Origin of the sequence: Ferrimonas marina, from assembly GCF_900129905.1 — a bacterium.
In the GTDB taxonomy this organism is placed as follows: domain Bacteria; phylum Pseudomonadota; class Gammaproteobacteria; order Enterobacterales; family Shewanellaceae; genus Ferrimonas; species Ferrimonas marina.
In genome coordinates this window covers 95,964-115,886 of record NZ_FQXG01000002.1, presented here as the reverse complement: position 1 = coordinate 115,886, position 19,923 = coordinate 95,964, and the positions used below count along the sequence as shown (strand labels likewise).

Sequence of the window (19,923 nt, the reverse complement as noted above, 5' to 3'; positions counted from 1 at the left end):
CTCTCCTTAGAGCTTATCGCCCTGCTTTAAGCCGATAGCAAACTGGTTGATGTAGGCGTTGGGCTGGGTACCGTCGTACACCTTGTCGTCGATGAAGTGGGTCTGCGGGGCGCGGAAGCCCTTTTCGTTGGCGAAATCGGGGAAGTCCGCGGCCTGGACCGTGCCTTCGGCGATCAGCGATTGCGCTGCCTGGGCGTAGATGTCCGGGCGGTAGACCTGCTTGGCCAGGTCGAAGTACCACTGGTCCGGCTTATCGTCGCTGATCTGGCCCCAGCGACGCATCTGGGTCAGGTACCAGATGGCGTCGGAGTAGTAGGGGTAGGTGGCGTAGTAGCGGAAGAACACGTTGAAATCCGGAACCGACCGCTTGTCGCCCTTCTCGTACTCGAAAGTGCCGGTCATGGAGTTGGCGATCACCTCGTAATCGGCGCCAACGTATTGGGACTTAGCCAGGATCTTCACCGCTTCCGGTCGATTGGCGTTGTCGTTGGCATCCAGCCACTGGGCCGCTCGGATCAGTGCCCGGGTCAGGCGGACGGTGGTGTTGGGGTATTTCTCAGCAAACTCGGCGGTAAGTCCAAACACCTTCTCCGGGTTGTTCTTCCAGATCTCGTAGTCGGTGACCACCGGTACGCCAATGCCCTTGAACACCGCCTGCTGGTTCCAGGGCTCGCCGACGCAGTAGCCATAGATGGTGCCGGCTTCCATGGTGGCGGGCATCTGTGGTGGCGGGGTGACCGAGAGCAGGGCCTCGGCATCGATCTGGCCGGAACTGTCGCCCTTGTGCGGGGCGTAAAAGCCCGGGTGGATGCCGCCGGCGGCGAGCCAGTAGCGCAGCTCGTAGTTGTGGGTGGACACCGGGAACACCATGCCCATGTTGAAGGGCTTACCCTCGGCACGGTACTCGTCCACCACCGGCTTCAATGCATCCGCCTTGATGGGGTGGACCGGTTTGCCGTCCGGCTGCATCGCCAGGTGCGGTTTCATCTTGTCCCAGATGGCGTTGGAGACGGTGATGCCGTTGCCATTCAGATCCATCGAGAAGGGGGTGATGATGTGGGCCTGGGTACCCAGCCCCATGGTGGCGGCCAGGGGCTGACCTGCCAGCATATGGGCACCGTCGAGCTGACCGTCGATTACCCCGTCCAGCAGCACCTTCCAGTTGGCCTGGGCTTCCAGGGTGACGTAGAGACCCTCATCCTCGAAGAACCCCTTCTCGTAAGCAACGGCCAGGGGCGCCATGTCGGTCAGCTTGATGAAGCCAAAGGTGAGCTCCTCCTTCTCCGGATAGCCGAGTTTGTCGGCGGCCAGGGACAGGGTAGGCAGTAGGCTGAGCAGGGCAGTGGCCATCCAATGGCGCAACGAAATGCGGTTGAGACGGGGGATCATGAGGATCTCCTCTTGTTGTCTGGGCAGAAAAAAATGCCGGTCTGGACCGCATACTCAGACCGGCCTGCAAAGTACTTCAGGGTGAGAAGCAAGCAGGTAAAAGCTCAAACCATGCCAGTTTTGAAAAGTCATTAAATAACATTGGCTTAATGGTTTTGGTGTGGGGCTGATCAACCATTGTGCACTGCGATGGGGAGGGGGGAGCGTCATTGTTGGGCAGCTGGTTTGACCAATTGCCAAGGCACCACGAGGTGAAGTCTCAACAGCTCGATAAGATTTGTCCTCTTAGGCGTGGTGACCCACCGCTCCGGTGCCGACTCTGAGGTGCCCGAGTAAAGGCGTCATCGGCAAGGCAGAGGGCCAGGGTGAAAACCGCAGGTTTGAACGCGAAGTCAGGGATGACGTAGCCGGACTTTGACGTGAAGCAGGGACTGCGCAACGGCAAAGGCTCGAGTGACCAGCGGAGACATGGGTGAAAACCGCAGGTTTGAACGCGTAGGCAAGGATGCCGAAGCCGGGCTTTGGCGCGAAGCAGGGACTGCGCAGCGACAAAGTCGACTCAAGCCAGGGCCGCAGACTTTGGGCATGAGAGTGAAGATTAGCGCCGATGGGAGGCAAAGGGGGGACAAGCGGGGCGCGCAGCCGGGGCGAAGCCCCTTTGGTTGTTGCCGGCAACCCGGCAAGGCTTAAAGAAACCCCGCCCCCTTGGGGGGCAGGAAATCCATCATCAACAGTGGTCGTTGATGATCGCCGCCCGGCCTGGGCGCACGGCCTTGAGATCAACCTGGCTTTGCGGGGTAAAGATCAGCGCCTCGATGTAGCTCAGACGACCCCGCGCCTTGCGCGCCTGGGTCAGGGCCTTGGTCAGATCGGCGATGGTATCCACCTGGCGCACCAGGGCGCGTTCGGCCCCCAGTGCCTGGGGCAGCAGGGTGTAGTCCCAGACGGTAATCTCATTGAGGTGATTGGCCTGGTCATCCCCCTGGTAGCGCTCCACCGCGAAGCCATCGCTGTTGAGTACACAGACAATGGGGTCACAGTTGTAACGCACCATCTGACCCAGCTCCAAAGCGGTGAGCTGGTGGGAACCGTCACCGGTCAGCAGCACCACCCGGCGCTCCGGAGCGGCAATGGCGGCACCGAAGGCGGCGGGAGTGGCCCAGCCGATGGACATCCACAGCAGCTGACTGGTCATCAGCACGTCGCTGGGTAAGCGGTAGCCCAGCAAGCCGTCGGCCAGGGTTCCGGTCTCACATACCAGGATGTCGCCGGGTTGGATAAAGGCCTGCAGCGGGCCGTGCAGGTTGACGTTGGTCAGGGTCTGCTTGCTTTTGCCTGCTGGCTTGGCAACCGGCAGCAGCGGCTTGGGCTTACGGATCTCGGCGGTCTTGGGTTCCAGGCTCAGGACCAGTGCCTGGAGCAGATCGGCCATGGTCACCTCAGCATAATGCTGGGTCAGGATCTGGGTGAACTGCGGCTGAATCTCGATGGTCTTGCTGTGATCCAGCTGGAAGGCAAAGCCATCGCTGTTCTGATCGCCCATCAGGGTGCCGATGGCGATCACCAGATCGGCGTCCTCTACCTGCTGCTTCACCTCGGGGTGTGAGAAGTCACCGGCCAGGGTGCCGATGAAGTTTGGGTGGCTCTCATCGATCAGCGATTTGCCCATCGCCAGGGTAGTGCAGGGCAGGTGGCTTTGCTCCACCAGCTCGGTAAAGGCCTGGGCCAAACCGTAGCGCATCACGGTGGCATCCCCGATGATCACCGGCGACTGGGCGGCGTTGTACAGCTCGACAATGCGCTGTTTCGCCGCCAGCAGGGCCTCGGTGCTGCTGGTTTGCCGCTGCGACTGAATCGGAGTGTGGTGGATCGGTTGCTGGCACACGTCCGCCGGCAGGTTGATGTACACCGGTCGACGCTGGTTTATGGCAGCATCGATCATCCGCTCGATCTCTGCCATGGCATTGTCGGCGGTCAGATGGGTTTGGGCGGCGGTGATCGGCACCGCCATGCGTTCGAACACACCGAACTCGCCGTCACCCAGGCTGTGGTGAAGGATGGCGTGGCTGTCCTGTACCGGTCGGGCCGGTGAGCCGACGATATGAAACACCGGGACATGCTCTGCGTAGGAACCGGCGATGGCATTGGCCGCGGCCAGTTCGCCCACACCAAAGCTGGTGACCAGGGCAGCAAAGCCCTTTATCCGGGCATAGCCGTCGGCGGCGTAGCCGGCATTGAGTTCACTGGCGCAGCCCACCCACTGTACCTCCGCGTTCGCCTCGATGGCGGTACAGAGGTTGAGATTGAAATCGCCCGGCAGACCAAAAAAGTCGGTGATGCCCAGTTGGGCCAGGCGTTGGACCAGGTAATCGGCCACGGTCAGTGCTGACATGAAGGTTCCTCGCTGTAATCGGAAAGCACGGATTAATAAACGCGGTCCCTTGCCGGATATCAGCGCAAGGTGGCACCTCCTGGGGACAGCCCGGGCAGATTACGTCAGCCCAGTTCGCTCTAAGAATCGTGTTTGATGGATGCCGTCCGTCCGGCTTCCGCCGGAAGTCGCTTGACGGTTTGGGTCATTCAAACGCGAGTGGTGCCGAGGGTAGTGGCTCCCTACTCTGTGCAAGCCCCGGGCAGGCTGGAAGATTTTGCTTTCTGTCGACGCCGGGGGCGGAACAGAACCCAAAACAGCCTCTATGGAGAAGTGGAATGAAGAGTCAGATCGGTGCGGCCATGTTGGTGCTGATGGTGTCCCAGGCTTCGGCCGAATCCCAACAGGATATCGATAAGCACAAGGTGAACGAGGCGATGAGCCAGATGATCCGTGGCGACGTGGTGATCACAGAGGATGCGTTTGGCCTGGTGGAGCTGCACCCGGGCTACCAGGTGGTGGATGGGCTGGTGTACGTCAGTGAGCGGATGTCCGAGATCTACGTGACCCGTAAAGAGGCCAAGGCGCTGAAGCTGGAGAAGACCGACAAGTTTTACCTGTACGCCGATGATGACCTGGAAGAGCTGATCCAGGCGCTGGAACAGCGGGTAAATGCCCAGCAACCGGAGTACTTCTCGGTCGACCTGCACCGCAACTTTGAGCAGCAGACCGGCGCGGTGCACTACGTCGCACGGGTGATCACCTACCGCTGAGCCGCAATCGAGTTTGACACCGGCTTGGGGAGCCGGGCCTGAGGCAAGGCCCCGGAGCCGGATTCTGCGCCCTTGCGCAGGGAATCGACCCTCACAAAGTGGCAAAATAGACAATACTTGCGGGACTCTGGCATGATCCCGCCTTTATTTCGCCGGGCTCATGCCCGGCGTAGTGTATGTAATTGAAGGTATTGATATGAGCGGCTTGCCGAACTGCCCCAAATGTGACTCTGAATACACCTACGAAGATGGCACTTTGCTGGTGTGCCCTGAGTGCGCTCACGAGTGGTCCAAAGACGGTGCTGACAGCAGCGAAGAGGAAGAGGTGAAGATCGTACGCGATGCGGTGGGTAACATCCTGCAGGATGGCGACACCGTGACCATCGCCAAGGATCTGAAGATCAAAGGCTCCAACAGTGTGGTTAAGGTTGGCACCAAGGTGCAGAACATCCGCCTGGTGGACGGCGACCACGACATCGACGCCAAGGTACCGGGTTTTGGCCCGATGGGCCTCAAGTCCCAGTTCGTTAAGAAAGTGGGCGCCATCGCCGAGCAGTAAGCGCTTGGGTTGACCACAGAAAACAAAAAGCCCCGCAGATGCGGGGCTTTGTTGTATCTGTCGCGTTGGTGGGCTGGGTATCAGCCCAGGTTGGCGCCAACGGAGAGCTCGCGGTCCTCGGGCATCTCGTTGTAGGAGAGCACGTTGAGGCCCTTGGCGAAGGCGCGGGCGTAGCGGGCCAGGATGGGGCGCAGCTGCGGTGCCACCAGCAGGATCGGCGGATGGCCCTGCTGCTGCATCAGGCTGAGCAGACTGGGCATCTTGCTTTGCAGCTGGGCCAGCAGTTGCGGCTCGATGGCAAAGCTGTCCAGCGGTACGTTGCCACCCTGCTGGGCCTGGTTCATAGCGCTCATCAGGGTTTGTTCCAGCTCCGGTGCCAGGGTCGCCACCTCCAGCTTGGTGCGCTGGCCGGCGACCTGGTGCAGGATGGTTTCCTTGAGGGCACAACGCACGTCCGCCGCCAGCAGGATCGGGTCCTTGGTGTTGTCGACGCTCTCCAGCAGGGTGGTGGCGATGGTGCGGATGTCCTTGAGGGAGACCTGCTCACGCAGCAGCAGACGGTAGATCTTGAGCTGCTGGATCGGGGTCAGGGCCGCGTTGAGGGACTCGGCCAGACGCGGGGCCTGGGCACTGAGGCGGTCGGTCATGGCGGTGATGTCGTCGTGCTGGATCAGATCCGACAGCTTCTCCCGCATCAACTTGCTGACGTGGGTGGCGATGATGGTGGCGTTGTCCACCACCGAGTAGGCCAGGTTCAGCGCGCGGGCCTTGTTGTCCTGGTCAATCCACACCGCGTCCATGCCGTAGGCCGGATCCTTGGTCAGGATGCCGTCGATCTCGCCGTACACCTCGCCGCTGCGGATCGCCAGCAGCTGCTCAGGCTGCAGCTCGCCTTCGGCGACGGGGATCCCCATGAACAGTACCTGGTAGCCGGTGGGCGGCAGGGTCAGGTTATCACGCACCCGCACCTCCGGCAGCAGGAAGCCTGCTTGTTCGGACAGGGTACGACGGATCCCGGTCAGGCGGTTGAGCAGCTCGGCGCCCTTGCTGCGATCCACCAGGTGCACCAGGCGGTAGCCCAGCCCCACCTCGAACACGTCGGTGTAGGGCAGCCCTTCCCAGCTCGGTGCTTGGGTTTCAGAGCGGACCTGCTCGACCTTCTCTTCTACCTTCTCCAATGGTGTTGCCGGGGTAAAGCGGTACTGCTGCCAGGCGGCAAAACCGAGCACAAAGGCGAAGGTGCCGAAGGCCAGGGCGGGCATGCCCGGTACCAGCGCGATGATTGCCATGACACCGGCGGCGGTGCCCAGCACCGCGGGGTTGGCCAGCAACTGGTTGTTGATCTGGTCCGGCATCTGCTGGGCGTCGGACACCCGGGTGACGATGATGGCGGCGGCGGTGGCCAGCAGCAGGGACGGGATCTGGGCGACCAGGCCGTCACCGATGGTCAGCAGGGAGAAGGTGCGGAACGCATCCCCGGCGGCCATGTCGTGCTGGAATACACCGATGGCGACACCACCGATGATGTTGATAAAGAGGATCAGGATCCCGGCGATGGCGTCACCGCGGACGAACTTGGAGGCACCGTCCATCGAGCCGTAGAAGTCCGCCTCGCGGGCCACCTCGGCCCGGCGTGCCTTGGCCTGGTCCTGACTGAGGGCACCGGCGTTGAGATCGGCGTCGATGGCCATCTGTTTACCGGGTAGGGAGTCCAGGGTAAAGCGGGCGCTCACCTCGGAGATCCGCTCGCCACCTTTGGTGATCACCACGAAGTTGATGATCATCAGGATCAGGAACACCACCATACCGACGACGTAATCGCCGCCGATCACCACCTCACCGAAGGCCTGGATCACCTTACCGGCAGCATCCCCGCCGTTGTGGCCCTCAAGCAGTACCACCCGGGTAGAGGCAACGTTCAGGGTCAGCCGCATCAGGGTGGCGATCAGCAGCACGGTGGGGAACACCGAGAACTCCAGCGGACGCTGGGCAGAGACCGCCACCAGCATCACCAGGATCGCCAGCACAATGTTGAAGGTGAACAGCATGTCCAGCAGCCAGGGCGGCAGCGGCAGGATCACCATGGCAAGAACGGCCAGCAGCAGGATCGGCACGCCGATAAAGCTGTTGGAGATGTTCAGGCCGGAGGGCAGGTTGAACTTCATGGTTGAGTCCTTGGGTTAATGTCGCAACGACTTGGGAATATGGAAACTGGGCAGGGCGTCAGGCTTGGCCTGTTTGCCCTGGCGGTAGGCCTTCAGCTGCAGCACGTAGGACAGCACCTGTGCCACAGCGACAAACAGCGCCTGGGGGATCTGTTGCTCCACCTGGGTGGAGTAGTACACCGCCCGGGCCAGCGGCGGCGAGGAGACCACCTCGACCCCGTGGGTCTTGGCCAGCTGGCGGATGTGCAGCGCCAGCTCATCTTCGCCCTTGGCGATGACAAAGGGGGCGTCGGCCCGCTGCGGGTCGTACTGCAGCGCGACGGAAAAGTGACTGGGGTTGATCAGCACCACGTCGGCCTTGGGCACCGCGGTGTCGGCCCGGGAGCGTGCCATCTTTTGCTGGATCTGGCGGATGCGCGCTTTGACTTCGGGCTTACCCTCCATCTGCTTGTGCTCGTCCTTGACCTGCTGGCGGGTCATCTTCAGCTGCTTCTGGTGGTCGAACATCTGCCAGGGCACGTCAATCAGGGCGATGAACAGCAGCATCACCCCCAGTGCCAGCACGCCGGAGGCGAGGAAGCTCACCCCTTCGGCGATGGCCTGGTCCATCGGCAGCTGGTAGAGGCCAAGCAAGCCGGCCAGGCGACCGCGCAGCAGCCAGTACAGGGTGCCCAGCAGCAGCGAGATCTTGAGAATGGATTTGACCAGCTCCACCAGCGACTTCAAAGAGAACATCCGCTTGAAGCCCTGCAATGGACTGATGCGGCTGCCCTTAAACTTGATGCTGTCGACCGCAAAGTTGAAGCCGCCGGGCATAGAGCCGGACACCATCGCCAGTACCGCCAGCAGCAGGAACAGCGGGCCCACCATGCTCATCAGATGGAGCAGGCTTGCGCCCAGGTGCGACATCATCACGTCGTCGCGCATCAGGTCGTCGTAGCTGACCTCCATGTTGAAGCGCATCACCTCGGCGGCGTGGCGGGCGAACCAGTCGGCACTGGCCAGCATCATCAGGCTGGCGCCGATGAACAGGGCGGCGGTGGCCAGGTCTTTCGATCGGGGTACCTGGCCCTTTTCGCGGGCCTTTTTAAGTTGCTGGGGTGTCGCCTTTTCTGTCTTATCTCCGGCGGGCTGCTGGCTCATGGCTGCCCTCCGACAAACTGGTGCATCGCCGACAGCGCGTCGATGCAGATCTCACTGTAGCGATCCGGCAAACCGGAGAAGGAGATCAGGATACTGAACAGGCCCAGCAGCATCGCCAATGGGAAGCCAAGGGAGTAAACGTTAAGGCTGGGGGCGGCCTTGTTGAGCACACCGAAGGTGATGTTCACCATCAGCATCGCCATCACCGCCGGAATGGCCATCATCAAGGCCATGGCAAAGGTCCAGCCGAACTTCATCACCACCATCATCAGCGGCAGATCGAGTACCCCATTGCCCACTGGCCACAGGTAGAAGCTGTCGATCAGGATCGCCAGGGAGACCAGGTGGCCATCCAGGGCGAGGAACAGCAAGGTGCCGTACATCACCATCAACTGGCCGAGCAGAGCGTGGTTCACCCCGTTGGCGGGATCGTTCATCACCGACATCGCCAGACCCATCTGCATCGACAGCATCTGACCTAGCAGGCTGAGCACATGGATCAGGATGGAGAGGATCAGCCCCATCAGCGCACCGATGGCCAGCTGCTCGGCACTGAGCAGGGCGGCGGCGACAGAGAGGGGATCCACCGGCGGCGGAGCCGGCAGCAGCGGCCCGGCCAGGATGGCGATGCACAGCGCCAGCAGCACCCGTACCTGCACCGGCACATGGCCGTTGGAGAACATCGGCATCAGGGTAAAGGCGCCCATGATGCGACAGAACGGCCACCAGAACTGGCCGATCAGGCTATGGATCTGCAGTGCGGTCAGCTCCAGCATGGCTTAACCGATGAGCAGGGGGATGTCGTGAAACAGCCGGGCGAACAGATCACCCAGCTTGATCAGCAACCAGTTGCCGGCAAACACCACCATCAGCAGGGTGATGATCAGCTTGGGCAGAAAAGAAAGGGTCTGTTCATTGACCGAGGTGGCGGCCTGGAATACGGCGATCACCAGGCCGATGGCCATGCCCGGCAGGATCAGCACGCCCACCGCAGACACCACCAGGAAGATGGCATCGGCAAAGATGGTGGTAATTTGACTGGGTTCCATCGCTAGCCCATCCCGAAACTGTTGGAGAGGGTACCGACGGTCATGGCCCAGCCGTCCACCAGGACAAACACCATCAGCTTAAAGGGCAGGGAGATGATCAAGGGGGAGAGCATCATCATACCCATGGACATCAGCACTGAAGCCACCACCAGATCGATCACCAGGAAGGGCAGGAACAGCAAGAAGCCTATCTGGAACGCGGTCTTGAGCTCACTGAGCACAAAGGCGGGCATCAGGATGGTGAAGTCGATCTCCGCCAGCGGGGTGTCGATGGGCTCGCCGGCGATCTTGAGCATCTTCTCCAGATCGGTCTCCCGGGTCTGTCCCAGCATAAACTCCCGCAGCGGCACCTCGGCGATGGCGACCGCTTCACGCAGATCGATCTCGCCGGCGTCGTAGGGGATATAGGCACTGGTGGTGATCTCTTGCCACACCGGGCGCATGATGAACAGGGTGAGGGTCAGGGCTATCCCCACCAACAACTTGTTGGGGGGACTTTGCTGCAGACCCAGTGCCTGTCGCAGCACCGCCAAGACGATGATGATGCGGGTAAAGCTGGTCATCATCAGCAGCATGGCCGGCAGCAGGGAGAGCGCCGTCATCAGCGCCAGGATCTCCAGCTTCACGCTCAAGTCCTGGCTGGCCTCACCGTCACTCAGGGTAAACAGGGTCAGATCTGTGTTGGCGAACACGCTCGGGCTGAGCAGCAACAACCCCCACCACCAGTGTTTCATTACGTCAGTTACCTGCGGTGCTCAGCTTGGAGGCTTCCACTTCCAGCAAACGCACGCCATAGCGGCCGTTCACTTCCACCACTTCACCGCGGCCCAGCAGGGTGCCGTTGACGCGCAGGTCCAGCGGTTCGCCCACCATGCGGTCCAGGGCAACGATGTCCCCTTCGCCCATGGCCATCAGCTCGCCCAGGCTCAGCTCAGCACTGGCCAGTTCCAGCGACACCTGCACCGGCAGGTGAGAAAAGAACTGCATGTCGCGAACCGGCTTGGCTTGCGTCTCGGCGGGGCTGGCAACGGTCTCGGTTTCGCCACCAAACAGGTCGTCGTCCAACAACAGATCGTCGTCGAGCAGCAGGGTATCCTCGGACATCATGAATCCTCGTGTTGATGTAATTCTTGGGTAAGCTTGGCCACCAGCTGACCCTGTTGGGTGTGCACGCTGGCGTGGAAAATGGGGCGTCCACCGACGGACACCGGGGTGCGATGCAGCAGGTTAACCGGCAGGATCTCGCCGGGCTGCAGCGAGTCGATCGCCATCGCCGGCAGTGACTGGCGTGCCAGGTCCAGCGACAGGCGCAGCGGCAGTTGATGCAGCTTGCGCTTGAGTTGGGCAGACAGGTCCTTGGCCACTTCAGGGCGGCTGGGGGCAATGGTCAGTCGGGCCAGGGCGGCGTCGCTGAGCAGCCAGCGCATCGGCGGCAGCGGCTCTTCCCGCTGCCAGTCGAACTGCCAGCTCAATGGGGCCGGCACCGGCTGATCATGGCCAATGGGTTCCAGCTCCAGCTGGTTGGGGTCCAGCTCCAGACCTTCGGCACGCAGGCTGTCCAGGGCGCCGATCATCAGTCGCTTAATCAGGCGCAGCTCCGACTGGCTGGGGGCGCGCAGCGGGGTCACCAGACTCGGGCTGCTGCCACCGTAGTAGCTGCTGGCCAGCTGATCCAGGCTGCAGCGATCGATCCCCCACCAAGCCATCGGCTGACGCTCCAGGCTCAACTGGAACCAGGCCAGGGCCGGGTCCAGGACGGCGGACTCTGCGTCCCGCTGTACCTGGGCATCGCGGATGGGAGACTGGGCCAGGGCGGCACCGGGGGCAAGCACCTGGGTCACCGCGTCCAATACGGCACGATGACGTTTTTCCAACTCCATCAGCAGCCGGCTTCGGGCCAACCGCTCTTGCACCAGGGCAACAGGTCGGTAGGCGGTATTGCTGGCCGCGGGCAACACCATCGCTTTGGCGGTGGTCTTCATCATCTACATCCCTAAATGTGTCGGGTATTGGCTATTTGTCGCTTTATGTGAGCGTGCTCAAAAACAATTATCGATCTGAGTTTTTGAACGCATATATATAGGCAACAGATGACCGTTTTATTATCTATTTAGACAAAATACAACTTGGAATTAATCCAAATAATATGCCGTCAAAATTCTGTGCTCCGTCGGGATTCTGACGTGTCAACAAAATGTTGTCAGTGTCATTTTGATGGCGCTTAAAAATCCCGCAAACCCGCATCGGCTCTGGGTTTGAGGCGATACCATAGCAGTTATAAAAACTGGATTTCAATATTGCTTTTTGATTCCGTTAGATATTAACTTATGTCCCTGAATTTAAAGATCCTCGTATTTTGAGGGTGCAATCGCCAAGGTTAGGCAACGCGGACCATGAATAAAAAGAGAAAAGGGTTAATTGCAGTTGTTTGCGGATGTATGGCGCTGGGTGCCGTAGCCAAGGAACGGGCTCCCGCGCAATACGCCACCGCCATTGATGGCGTCGACTGGCATTTCCAAGGCGATCGCTTTGGTTGTCAGCTGACCCACGCCGTGGACGGTTTTGGCACCCTGGCGATGAGTCGCCAGCCGGGCCAGCCGATGGTGATGACGCTGCAGGCCGACTGGCTCGCTGAGCAGCCCAAGGCCACTCGCAGTAACCTGCGCTCGCCGGTGTGGCTGCATCAGCAGCCGGGCCAGAGCTTGAGCCGGGACTGGCAGTGGCAAGGGCAGCACGGTCGCCTGGAGGCCGGTAGCACCGGCTACCTCGATGCCCTGGAGCAGGGCTGGGGGATCGGCATGACCCTGAGTCTGGCGGATGGTCGTGATTACCAGCTGGAGATTGAGCCGGTCTCGGTGAAGCGCCCGTTGCGGGAGTTTCGTGCCTGTGCCGGCCAGGTGGTACCGCAGCCCTATTCGGTGGTACGCCATGTCACCTTCCAATACGCCCCGGGGCAGATGCTGCCGGCGGCGACCAAGGCGCAGCTGGTCAATGCCATTGCTGCCTACGTGGATGCCGATCGCCGGGTGGCGGAGGTGTTGATTGATGGCCACAGCGACAACGTTGGCGATCACCTGGCCAACCTGGTGCTGTCACGTCAGCGGGCCGATGAGCTGTCCGCCATGCTGGTGGAGCAGGGCGTGCCGGAGTCGATGATCGAGGTCCGCGGCCATGGCCAGCGTTACCCGCTGGTAAGCAACGCCACTGCCTCTGGCCGCAACAAGAATCGCCGCGTGGAAGTGCGGCTGGTGCTGGCCAAGGAGAGTGCCCATGCCGACCACTAACCCCATCTCGCTGGCATGCTGCCAGCTGCCCACCCTGTTGGTGTCGCAACTGGAGCTGCAGGGCTACCAACTGACCGACAGTGCCCAAGGTTGGGTAGGTCTGGTGGACCTGAGCCACTGCAGCGCCAGTGAGATTGCCCAGCGTCTGGCCGCGTGCCAGTGCCGCCACCGCATCGCCCTGGTCGAGCCGGAGCAGTCCGAGATCGCCAGCGCCGCGATGGAGCTCGGCGCCCAGGACTACCTGCTGCTGCCGCTGGACGGTGACCAGCTGGTCAACCTGCTGAAGCGGCTGGTGAGCCTTGAGCAGGATCAGAACGCCATGGTGGCGGTGTCCGCCAAATCTCGCCAGACCCTGATGCTGGCCCAGCGCGCCGCCCAGACCGATGCCTCGGTGCTGCTCACCGGTGAGTCCGGTACCGGCAAGGAGCAGGTCTCCCGCTTTATCCATCGCCAATCCCCCCGCAGTGGTGGCCCCTTCATCGCCGTTAACTGCGCCGCCATCCCCGAATCCATGCTTGAGTCTCTGCTGTTTGGCCACGTCAAAGGTGCCTTCACCGGCGCCCACGCCGATAAGGCCGGCACCTTTGAGGCCGCCAACGGCGGCACTTTGCTGCTGGATGAGATCGCCGAGATGCCGCTGATGCTGCAGGCCAAGCTGCTGCGGGTGCTGCAGGAGCGTTCGGTGGAGCGGCTGGGCAGCCACAAGACCATCCCCCTGGATATCCGGGTGATCGCCGCCACTAATCAGGATTTGGCCAAGGCCGTCGCCGAGGGCCGCTTCCGTGAAGACCTGTTTTACCGTCTGGACGTGCTGCCGCTGAAGCTGCTGCCGCTGCGCGAGCGGCGTGAAGATATTCTGCCCCTGGCGGAGTTCTTCCTCACCCGCTTCAAAGAGCTGACCGGCCCGGATGGTTGTCATTTCAGTGAACCCGCCCGCATGGCGCTGATGGCCCACGATTGGCCCGGCAACGTGCGTGAACTGGAAAACACCGTGCAGCGCGCCCTGGTGCTGCGCCGTGGTCAAACCCTGCAACTGGCGGATCTGGGGCTGCCCCAGGCCAGTTGTGCCAGCGTCGCCGTGATGCCGGTGGAGAGTGAAAGCGGGCTGAAGGCCTCCAAGCGCCAAGCCGAGTTCCAGTACGTGCTGGATACCCTGCGCCGTCATGGCGGCAACCGCAGCAAGACCGCGGAAGCCCTGAGCATGACCACCCGCTCCCTACGTTACAAGATGGCGCAGATGCGTGAAGCCGGTATCGATGTCGATGCCGCGCTGGCCGCGACGCACGCCGCATAAGCTGAACCGGAGAACTTGATGTCTTCCTCTATCGCCTTGAGTCAACACAGCATGCTGGAGAAGCTCCAGCTCAATAAAGAGTTGGCCCAAGGGGCCATCACCATTCGCCCCAATGGGCTGGATCAACCCTTTGCCGGGGTCTCCGCGCCCAAGTTCAGCCAACTGATGAATCAGAAGGTGAACGCCATCAATGCCGACCAGATCCACGCCGACCAGATCCGGACCGACGTGGACCTGGGTCGTAGCGAGGATCTGGTGGGGGCCATGGTGGCCTCACAGAAAGCCAGCCTCAGTTTCAGTGCCCTGGTTCAGGTGCGCAACAAGCTTGTCGCCGCGTTTGACGACGTGATGAAGATGCCGTTGTAAGGACAGTTAAAGCATGACAACCGCAACCGCCGAGCCGATAGCCCCTCAGGGGGGTATCCTCAACCAAATGAAAGCCGTGGTCGGACGCTGGCAAAGCGCCAGCCGCAGTGACCGCCAGGTGCTGCTGATCGCGGTGATGGCCACCGTGGTGGCCACCGTGATTGTGCTGATGCTGTGGACCGCCAGCCGCGGATACCGCCCGTTGTATGGCATCCAGGAGGGCTTCGATAGCGCCGAGGTGATCGAGGTGCTGGAGTCCGAGAAGATCGCCTACCGGATGCAGGCCGACACCGGCCAGATCCTGGTGCTGGAAGATCAGCTGGGCCGTGCCCGGATGATCCTGGCCGGCCGTGGCATCCGCGCCAAGATGCCGGAAGGGATGGAACTGCTGGACAAGGCCGGTGCCCTGGGCAGCAGCCAGTTCCTGGAAGAGGCCCGTTACCGTCATGGCCTGGAGGGTGAGCTGTCGCGCACCATCATGGCGATGAAGGCGGTGCGCAGTGCCCGGGTGCACCTGGCCATCCCCAAGCGGACCCTGTTTATCCGCCAGCAACCGGAGAAGCCCAGTGCGTCCGTGATGCTGGAGCTCTACGCCGGCGCCAACCTCAAGCCGGACCAGGTGGAGTCCATTGTTAACCTGGTGTCCGGTGCCGTCAGCGGCATGAGCCCTACCGGTGTGTCGGTGGTGGACCAGTCCGGTCGCCTGCTCACGGCCGATCTGGAGTTGGCCCAGGACATGAGCCGCGCCTCCGATCGTCAACTGGGTTACACCAGCCAGCTGGAGCAGACCCTGACCCAGCGGGTCAACGAGATGCTGCTGCCGGTGTTGGGCTACGGCAACTACCGGGTGCAGATCGCCGCAAGAATGAATTTTGACCAGGTGGAGGAGACCCGCGAACAGGTGGATCCGGAGTCCACCGTGGTGCTGCGCGAGTCCACCCGCACCGAGGATCGCAACGCGGATCTGGCCATCGGTATCCCCGGTGCGCTGGCCAACCAACCGCCGGCCACCGACAACGAAGAGGCCGAGCCGGGCAACAGCCGCAACATCTCCAACCAGGCGGATCGTCAGTTCGACACCAGCCGCGCGGTACGCCACACCCGCTTCCAGCAAGCGCAACTGGAGCGCCTGTCGGTCTCGGTGCTGCTCAACAGCGAAGTGGTGGCCTTTGATGCTGCCCAGAACGCCCAGCTGGAGCAGATGGTAACCGACGCCATCGGCCTGGATATGGCCCGAGGTGACACCCTGTCGCTGACCCAGTTCCCGTTTGCTACCCAGTTGATGCCGGAGATGGAGCCGCTGCCGTGGTGGCAGAGCCAGGAGTACCAGGTCTACCTGCGTTACATCATTGGCACCCTGCTGGCCCTGGGCCTGATGCTGTTCGTGCTGCGCCCGCTGGTGAAACACCTGACCCGCACCGTTGAGGCGGAGAAGGCGCTGGAGGAAGCCGAGCAAGCGGCCAACCTGCCGATGATGGAGCCGATCAAGAGCGATCTGCCGGAGCTGCCGCCGCCGGGCTCCGCCCTGTCTGTCCAGCTTGAGCACCTGAGCCTGCTGGCCAACGAAGAACCGGCGCGTGTCGCCGAGGTACTGACCCAATGGATGAGCAACAATGAGCGCGAATGAGTTAGCCAAGATGTCCGATCTCAGCGGCCTAGAGCAGTCGGCCATGCTGCTGGTCAGCATGGGCTCCGAAGGGGCGGCCAAGGTGCTGGCCCATATGAACAGCCAGCACGTGCAGCACGTCAGCCAGGTGATGGCGCGTCTGTCCAACGTCAAGCAGGAGGACGCCGAGCTGGTGCTGCAGCGCCTGTTTGAGGACTACCGCAGCCAGGCGGGCATCGCCCGCGCCAGCCGCAGTTACCTGCAGCGCACCCTGGACAGTGCCCTGGGCGACCAGCTGGCCAAGGGCCTGCTGGACTCCATCTACGGCGACGAGGTCAAGACCCTGGTGCAGCGCCTGGAGTGGGTCGAGCCGCAGCTGCTGGCTCGTCAGATTGCGCCGGAGCATCCCCAGCTGCAGGCTGTGCTGCTGGGTCTGCTGCCGCCGGAAGCGGCCTCCCAGGTACTGCAGCGCCTGCCGGTGGCCAGCCACGACGAACTGCTGGTGCGCATCGCCCAGCTCAGCGAGCTGGACCGCGGCGTGATCGAAGAGCTGAAACAGCTGGTGGATCGCTGCCTGCTGGTGGCCAACGAACGCTCCCACACCCGGGTGACCGGGGTGTCCCAGGTGGCCGGGATCCTCAACCGTTTCGAGGGTGACCGTGGTCAGCTGATGGAGATGTTGAAGCTGCATGACGACCGCCTGGCGGCCGAGGTGGAGCTGAACATGTTCGACTTCATCATCCTCGGTCGTCAAAGCGACGAGGTGCTGCAGTCGCTGCTGCAGGAAGTGCCGCAAGAGACCCTGGCACTGGCACTGAAAGGTGTTGACCTGGAGCTTAAGCGCAAGCTGATGGAGGCGCTGCCCAAGCGTATGGCGCAATCCCTGGAGACCCAGGTGATGGCCCTGGGGCAGGTGCCCCTGTCCCGCGCTGAGTCGGCCCGAACCGAGGTGATGCAGATTGCCCGCCAGATGATGGAAGCGGGTGAGTTCGAGCTGCAACTGTACGAAGAGCAAGTGGTGGAATGATGGCGCAAGACAAACGCTGGCGACTGGATGGCAGTCGTGCCCGGCTATACCGTTTCACCCCGCTGCCCCAGGAGGGGCTGGCAACCGAAAGTGGCGAAGGCGACAACTGGCAGGGCTACCAGGAGGGCTTTGACAAAGGTTACCAGGAAGGCCTGCAGCAGGGCCACGAAGCGGGCTTTGCCGATGGTCAGCGCCAGGGCGAAGAGTCCGGCCACCAACAGGGCTTTGCCAACGGTCGCCAGGAAGGTTTAGAAGCCGGTCAGGGGCAGGCCCGTGAGGAGCTGCAAAGCGCCATCGTGCCGCTGGCCGCAATGAAAGAGCTGCTGGAGGAGGGCTACCAGAGCCAGGTTCGCCAGCAGCAGGAGCTGATCCTGGAGTTGGTCCAGCGGGTCGCCCAGCAGGTGATCCGCTGTGAGCTGACCTTGCAGCCGCAACAGGTGCTCAACCTGGTGGAGGAGACCCTGCAGGCCCTGCCGGATGGCCAGGATGACCTGAAGATCCACCTGGAGCCCAGCGCCTGTGAGCGGATCCGCGAGCTGGCGCCGGAGCGTGCTAAGCAGTGGACCCTGGTGCCGGATCCCAGCATCAGCCCCGGTGGCTGCCGCGTGGTGTCCGATAACCTGGACGCCGATGCCTCGGTAGAGTCCCGCCTCGATGCCTGCATGGAGCAGGTGCGCAAGCGCCTCGACAGCATGGAGTCCGATGGTGAGCAACGCTGATTGGCTCTCTGTGCCGGTGGCCCAGATCTACGGCCGCCTGGTGCGAGTCAATGGTCTGTTGCTGGAAGCGGTTGGCTGTGAACTGGGCACCGGTGAACGCTGCCTGGTCGAGCGCCAGGATGGCAGCATGGTGGAAGCGGAGGTGGTCGGCTTCGATCGGGATCTGCTCTGCCTGATGCCGATCACCGCCACCGACGGCCTGGTGCCTGGTGCCCGGGTGCGCCCCCTCTCCGGCGTCTCTCCGGCACCGGTGGGCCCCGGCCTGCTGGGCCGGGTCGTGGATGGTTGCGGCGAGCCGCTGGATGGTAAGGGCCCGCTCACCGGCGTACGTCAGTGCCGCGAGCGGATCACAGCCCCTAACCCGCTGCTGCGCCGGCCCATCGACCAGCCCCTGGATGTGGGCGTGCGTGCCATCAATTCCATGCTGCCCGTCGGCCGGGGCCAACGCCTGGGCCTGTTTGCTGGCTCCGGTGTGGGTAAATCGGTGCTGTTGGGGATGATGACCCGCTTTACCGAGGCTGACATCGTGGTGGTGGGGCTGGTGGGTGAGCGGGGCCGTGAGGTCCGTGAGTTCATCGAGCACTCCCTCGGTGAGGCGGGCCGTCAACGGGCCGTAGTGGTAGTGGCGCCGGCCGATGCCACTGCGCTGATGCGGTTGCGGGCGATGCGCCTGTGTCACCGCATCGCCGCTGGCTACCGCGACCAGGGCCACAACGTACTGCTGCTGGTCGACTCCCTGACCCGCTATGCCCAGGCCCAACGTGAGATTGCCCTGAGTCTGGGTGAACCGCCCGCCACCAAGGGCTACCCGCCTTCCGCCTTTACCCAATTGCCTTCCCTGGTGGAGCTGGCCGGCAACGGCGAGTCTACCCGCGGCAGCCTGACCGCCCTCTATACCGTATTGGTGGAGGGGGACGACCAGAACGACCCGGTGGCGGACGCCGCCCGGGCCATCCTCGATGGTCATATCGTGCTGACCCGGGAGCTGGCCGAACAGGGCCAGTACCCCGCCATCGATGTTAATGCCTCGGCCTCCCGCCTGGCGGCCCAGTTGAGCGAGCCGGAAACGCTGCAGGCGATGCAGCAGGTACGCCAGCTCAATGCCCGCTACAACGAGGTGAAGGCATTGATCCCTCTGGGCGGTTACCAGCCTGGGCAAGACCAACAGCTGGACCTGGCGGTTCAGGTACAGCCCCAGATCAAGGCCTTCCTGTCCCAGGGCATGGATGAGGGCCAATCCCGTCAGGACAGCCTGGCGCAATTGCACCATTTGGTAGAAGGATTTAACCATGGCTGATCCCATCGTCCTGCTGCGTGAGCAGCAGGAGAAGCGGCTGCTCGATTTGGGCAAACAGCGCCAGGCGCGACAACAGCGCTTGGCCAACCTGACCCAGCGCCAGGCCCAGTTGGAGGGGCTGATCGAGGAGTACAGCGGCAGTGGCAATCACGCCAGTGCGCTGCTGATGAGCAACCGTAGCCAGATGAATCAGCAGTTACGGCCGATGGTGGAGCAGTGCCTGCGCCAGCAGGCAGTAGCACAGCAGGATCTCAGCCAGATCGATGGCCAGTGGCAGAAGCAGTTAGGCCGTCGTCAGGGCTTGGTGTGGCTGGAACAAGAAAATGCCCGCAGCGAACAGCAGCGGGCACAGAGGCGGGAACAGAAGCAGATGGACGAGTTTGCACAGCGCCGGGTTCGCAGTCGCTAACCCGGCCTCGTCTTTAGCAACGGCGCCGACTTACGCCGGCTGACCGTAGTCCAGTTGATTGGCTTGCTCGACGTTAAGGACCCGGTCCAATAACGCCTTCTGGTTGGCCAACAGCTTACCATTGACCTCATTCTCCAACTGACACTCCTTCACCAGGCTGCCCAGTTGCTGCCACAGCGCCAGCAGCGGCTTCTGGCTTTGTGCCGCCAGGGCCTTGATCAGTCGATCCATACCACCGTTGTCGGCTGACACGCCCAGGCTCTCCAGGATCTCACCACGACGCTTGGCGCGGCGAGCCAGGGTTTGACACAAGGCGTTTTGGCGCGGGTTGTGTTGCTCCAGCGCCTGGCTGTCGCGGCGCTGCAGCAACTCACGCTGATGACGCAGTAGGCTGCGCAGTTGCTTGTAGTCCTCGATGTCCTGGCGGATCTCACGCACCAGGATCTGCAGCCGTTCCCGTTTGCTGACCATA

At 62.4% G+C, this 19,923-nt stretch carries 20 protein-coding genes; 10 read left to right on the top strand and 10 right to left on the bottom strand.

The window, feature by feature from the left end:
• Positions 1 to 6: 6 nt before the first annotated feature.
• Positions 7 to 1,350, bottom strand: coding sequence for a CmpA/NrtA family ABC transporter substrate-binding protein (locus BUC04_RS04210; RefSeq protein WP_234977367.1), 1,344 nt, complete (start codon positions 1,348 to 1,350; stop codon positions 7 to 9).
• Positions 1,351 to 2,116: 766 nt separating this feature from the next.
• The gene (locus BUC04_RS04205; protein WP_067657816.1) at positions 2,117 to 3,781 is read right to left on the bottom strand and encodes an alpha-keto acid decarboxylase family protein; all 1,665 of its coding nucleotides are present in this window, start codon (positions 3,779 to 3,781) and stop codon (positions 2,117 to 2,119) included.
• A 317-nt stretch (positions 3,782 to 4,098) separates the two neighbouring features.
• On the opposite strand from BUC04_RS04205, the gene BUC04_RS04200 reads away from it, so the two are divergent.
• Together BUC04_RS04200 and BUC04_RS04195 are read left to right on the top strand one after the other, a co-directional pair.
• Positions 4,099 to 4,533, top strand: a complete 435-nt coding sequence (locus tag BUC04_RS04200; protein ID WP_067657817.1) for a hypothetical protein — start codon at positions 4,099 to 4,101, stop codon at positions 4,531 to 4,533.
• A 196-nt stretch (positions 4,534 to 4,729) separates the two neighbouring features.
• Entirely contained in the window at positions 4,730 to 5,092 is a 363-nt protein-coding gene (locus BUC04_RS04195) for a zinc ribbon domain-containing protein YjdM (RefSeq protein WP_067657820.1), read from the top strand.
• A gap of 80 nt (positions 5,093 to 5,172) precedes the next feature.
• Here BUC04_RS04195 and flhA read toward each other — a convergent pair whose 3' ends face one another.
• From flhA to BUC04_RS04160, 7 genes are read right to left on the bottom strand one after another with little or no spacing between them, the layout of a single operon-like run.
• Complete coding sequence (flhA, locus tag BUC04_RS04190; protein WP_067657823.1) at positions 5,173 to 7,257, bottom strand: flagellar biosynthesis protein FlhA; 2,085 nt, start codon at positions 7,255 to 7,257, stop codon at positions 5,173 to 5,175.
• Positions 7,258 to 7,272: 15 nt separating this feature from the next.
• Complete coding sequence (gene flhB, locus BUC04_RS04185) at positions 7,273 to 8,400, bottom strand: flagellar biosynthesis protein FlhB (RefSeq protein ID WP_067657825.1); 1,128 nt, start codon at positions 8,398 to 8,400, stop codon at positions 7,273 to 7,275.
• Positions 8,397 to 9,176 carry a flagellar biosynthetic protein FliR gene (gene fliR, locus BUC04_RS04180; protein WP_067657828.1) on the bottom strand — a complete coding sequence of 260 codons (780 nt, stop codon included), beginning with the start codon at positions 9,174 to 9,176 and terminating at the stop codon, positions 8,397 to 8,399. Before fliR ends, flhB begins: the two co-directional genes overlap by 4 nt.
• A gap of 3 nt (positions 9,177 to 9,179) precedes the next feature.
• Entirely contained in the window at positions 9,180 to 9,449 is a 270-nt protein-coding gene (locus BUC04_RS04175; RefSeq protein WP_067657831.1) for a flagellar biosynthetic protein FliQ, read from the bottom strand.
• 2 nt (positions 9,450 to 9,451) lie between these two features.
• Positions 9,452 to 10,183 (bottom strand): flagellar type III secretion system pore protein FliP, encoded by a 732-nt coding sequence (gene fliP / locus BUC04_RS04170; RefSeq protein ID WP_067657833.1) that lies wholly within the window; start codon positions 10,181 to 10,183, stop codon positions 9,452 to 9,454.
• 4 nt (positions 10,184 to 10,187) lie between these two features.
• Positions 10,188 to 10,553: a flagellar motor switch protein FliN gene (locus BUC04_RS04165; protein ID WP_067657835.1), complete on the bottom strand. Its 366-nt coding sequence runs from the start codon at positions 10,551 to 10,553 to the stop codon at positions 10,188 to 10,190.
• Positions 10,553 to 11,434 (bottom strand): FliM/FliN family flagellar motor switch protein, encoded by an 882-nt coding sequence (locus BUC04_RS04160; protein ID WP_082766600.1) that lies wholly within the window; start codon positions 11,432 to 11,434, stop codon positions 10,553 to 10,555. Before BUC04_RS04160 ends, BUC04_RS04165 begins: the two co-directional genes overlap by 1 nt.
• A 453-nt stretch (positions 11,435 to 11,887) precedes the next feature.
• Between BUC04_RS04160 and BUC04_RS04155 the strand changes: the two genes are divergently transcribed.
• The 8 genes from BUC04_RS04155 to BUC04_RS04120 are packed head-to-tail and all read left to right on the top strand — an operon-like array spanning position 11,888 to position 19,451.
• A complete protein-coding gene (locus BUC04_RS04155; protein ID WP_067657838.1) occupies positions 11,888 to 12,733 on the top strand; it encodes a MotY family protein in 846 nt (281 codons plus the stop codon).
• Positions 12,720 to 14,027: a sigma-54 dependent transcriptional regulator gene (locus BUC04_RS04150; protein WP_067657843.1), complete on the top strand. Its 1,308-nt coding sequence runs from the start codon at positions 12,720 to 12,722 to the stop codon at positions 14,025 to 14,027. Before BUC04_RS04155 ends, BUC04_RS04150 begins: the two co-directional genes overlap by 14 nt.
• An 18-nt stretch (positions 14,028 to 14,045) precedes the next feature.
• Positions 14,046 to 14,393 carry a flagellar hook-basal body complex protein FliE gene (fliE, locus tag BUC04_RS04145; RefSeq protein WP_067657846.1) on the top strand — a complete coding sequence of 116 codons (348 nt, stop codon included), beginning with the start codon at positions 14,046 to 14,048 and terminating at the stop codon, positions 14,391 to 14,393.
• Between the two features lie 13 nt (positions 14,394 to 14,406).
• Entirely contained in the window at positions 14,407 to 16,020 is a 1,614-nt protein-coding gene (gene fliF / locus BUC04_RS04140) for a flagellar basal-body MS-ring/collar protein FliF (protein WP_067657849.1), read from the top strand.
• Complete coding sequence (locus tag BUC04_RS04135; RefSeq protein ID WP_067657852.1) at positions 16,007 to 17,026, top strand: FliG C-terminal domain-containing protein; 1,020 nt, start codon at positions 16,007 to 16,009, stop codon at positions 17,024 to 17,026. Before fliF ends, BUC04_RS04135 begins: the two co-directional genes overlap by 14 nt.
• A complete protein-coding gene (fliH, locus tag BUC04_RS04130; RefSeq protein ID WP_234977339.1) occupies positions 17,026 to 17,745 on the top strand; it encodes a flagellar assembly protein FliH in 720 nt (239 codons plus the stop codon). The genes BUC04_RS04135 and fliH overlap by 1 nt, the downstream gene beginning before the upstream one ends.
• Positions 17,729 to 19,042, top strand: coding sequence for a FliI/YscN family ATPase (locus BUC04_RS04125; protein ID WP_067657858.1), 1,314 nt, complete (start codon positions 17,729 to 17,731; stop codon positions 19,040 to 19,042). Before fliH ends, BUC04_RS04125 begins: the two co-directional genes overlap by 17 nt.
• Positions 19,035 to 19,451: a flagellar export protein FliJ gene (locus BUC04_RS04120; protein ID WP_067657861.1), complete on the top strand. Its 417-nt coding sequence runs from the start codon at positions 19,035 to 19,037 to the stop codon at positions 19,449 to 19,451. The genes BUC04_RS04125 and BUC04_RS04120 overlap by 8 nt, the downstream gene beginning before the upstream one ends.
• A gap of 30 nt (positions 19,452 to 19,481) precedes the next feature.
• Here the strand turns inward: BUC04_RS04120 and BUC04_RS04115 are convergent, their stop codons facing one another.
• Positions 19,482 to 19,922 carry a flagellar protein FlgN gene (locus BUC04_RS04115; protein ID WP_067657864.1) on the bottom strand — a complete coding sequence of 147 codons (441 nt, stop codon included), beginning with the start codon at positions 19,920 to 19,922 and terminating at the stop codon, positions 19,482 to 19,484.
• Position 19,923 lies beyond the last annotated feature (1 nt).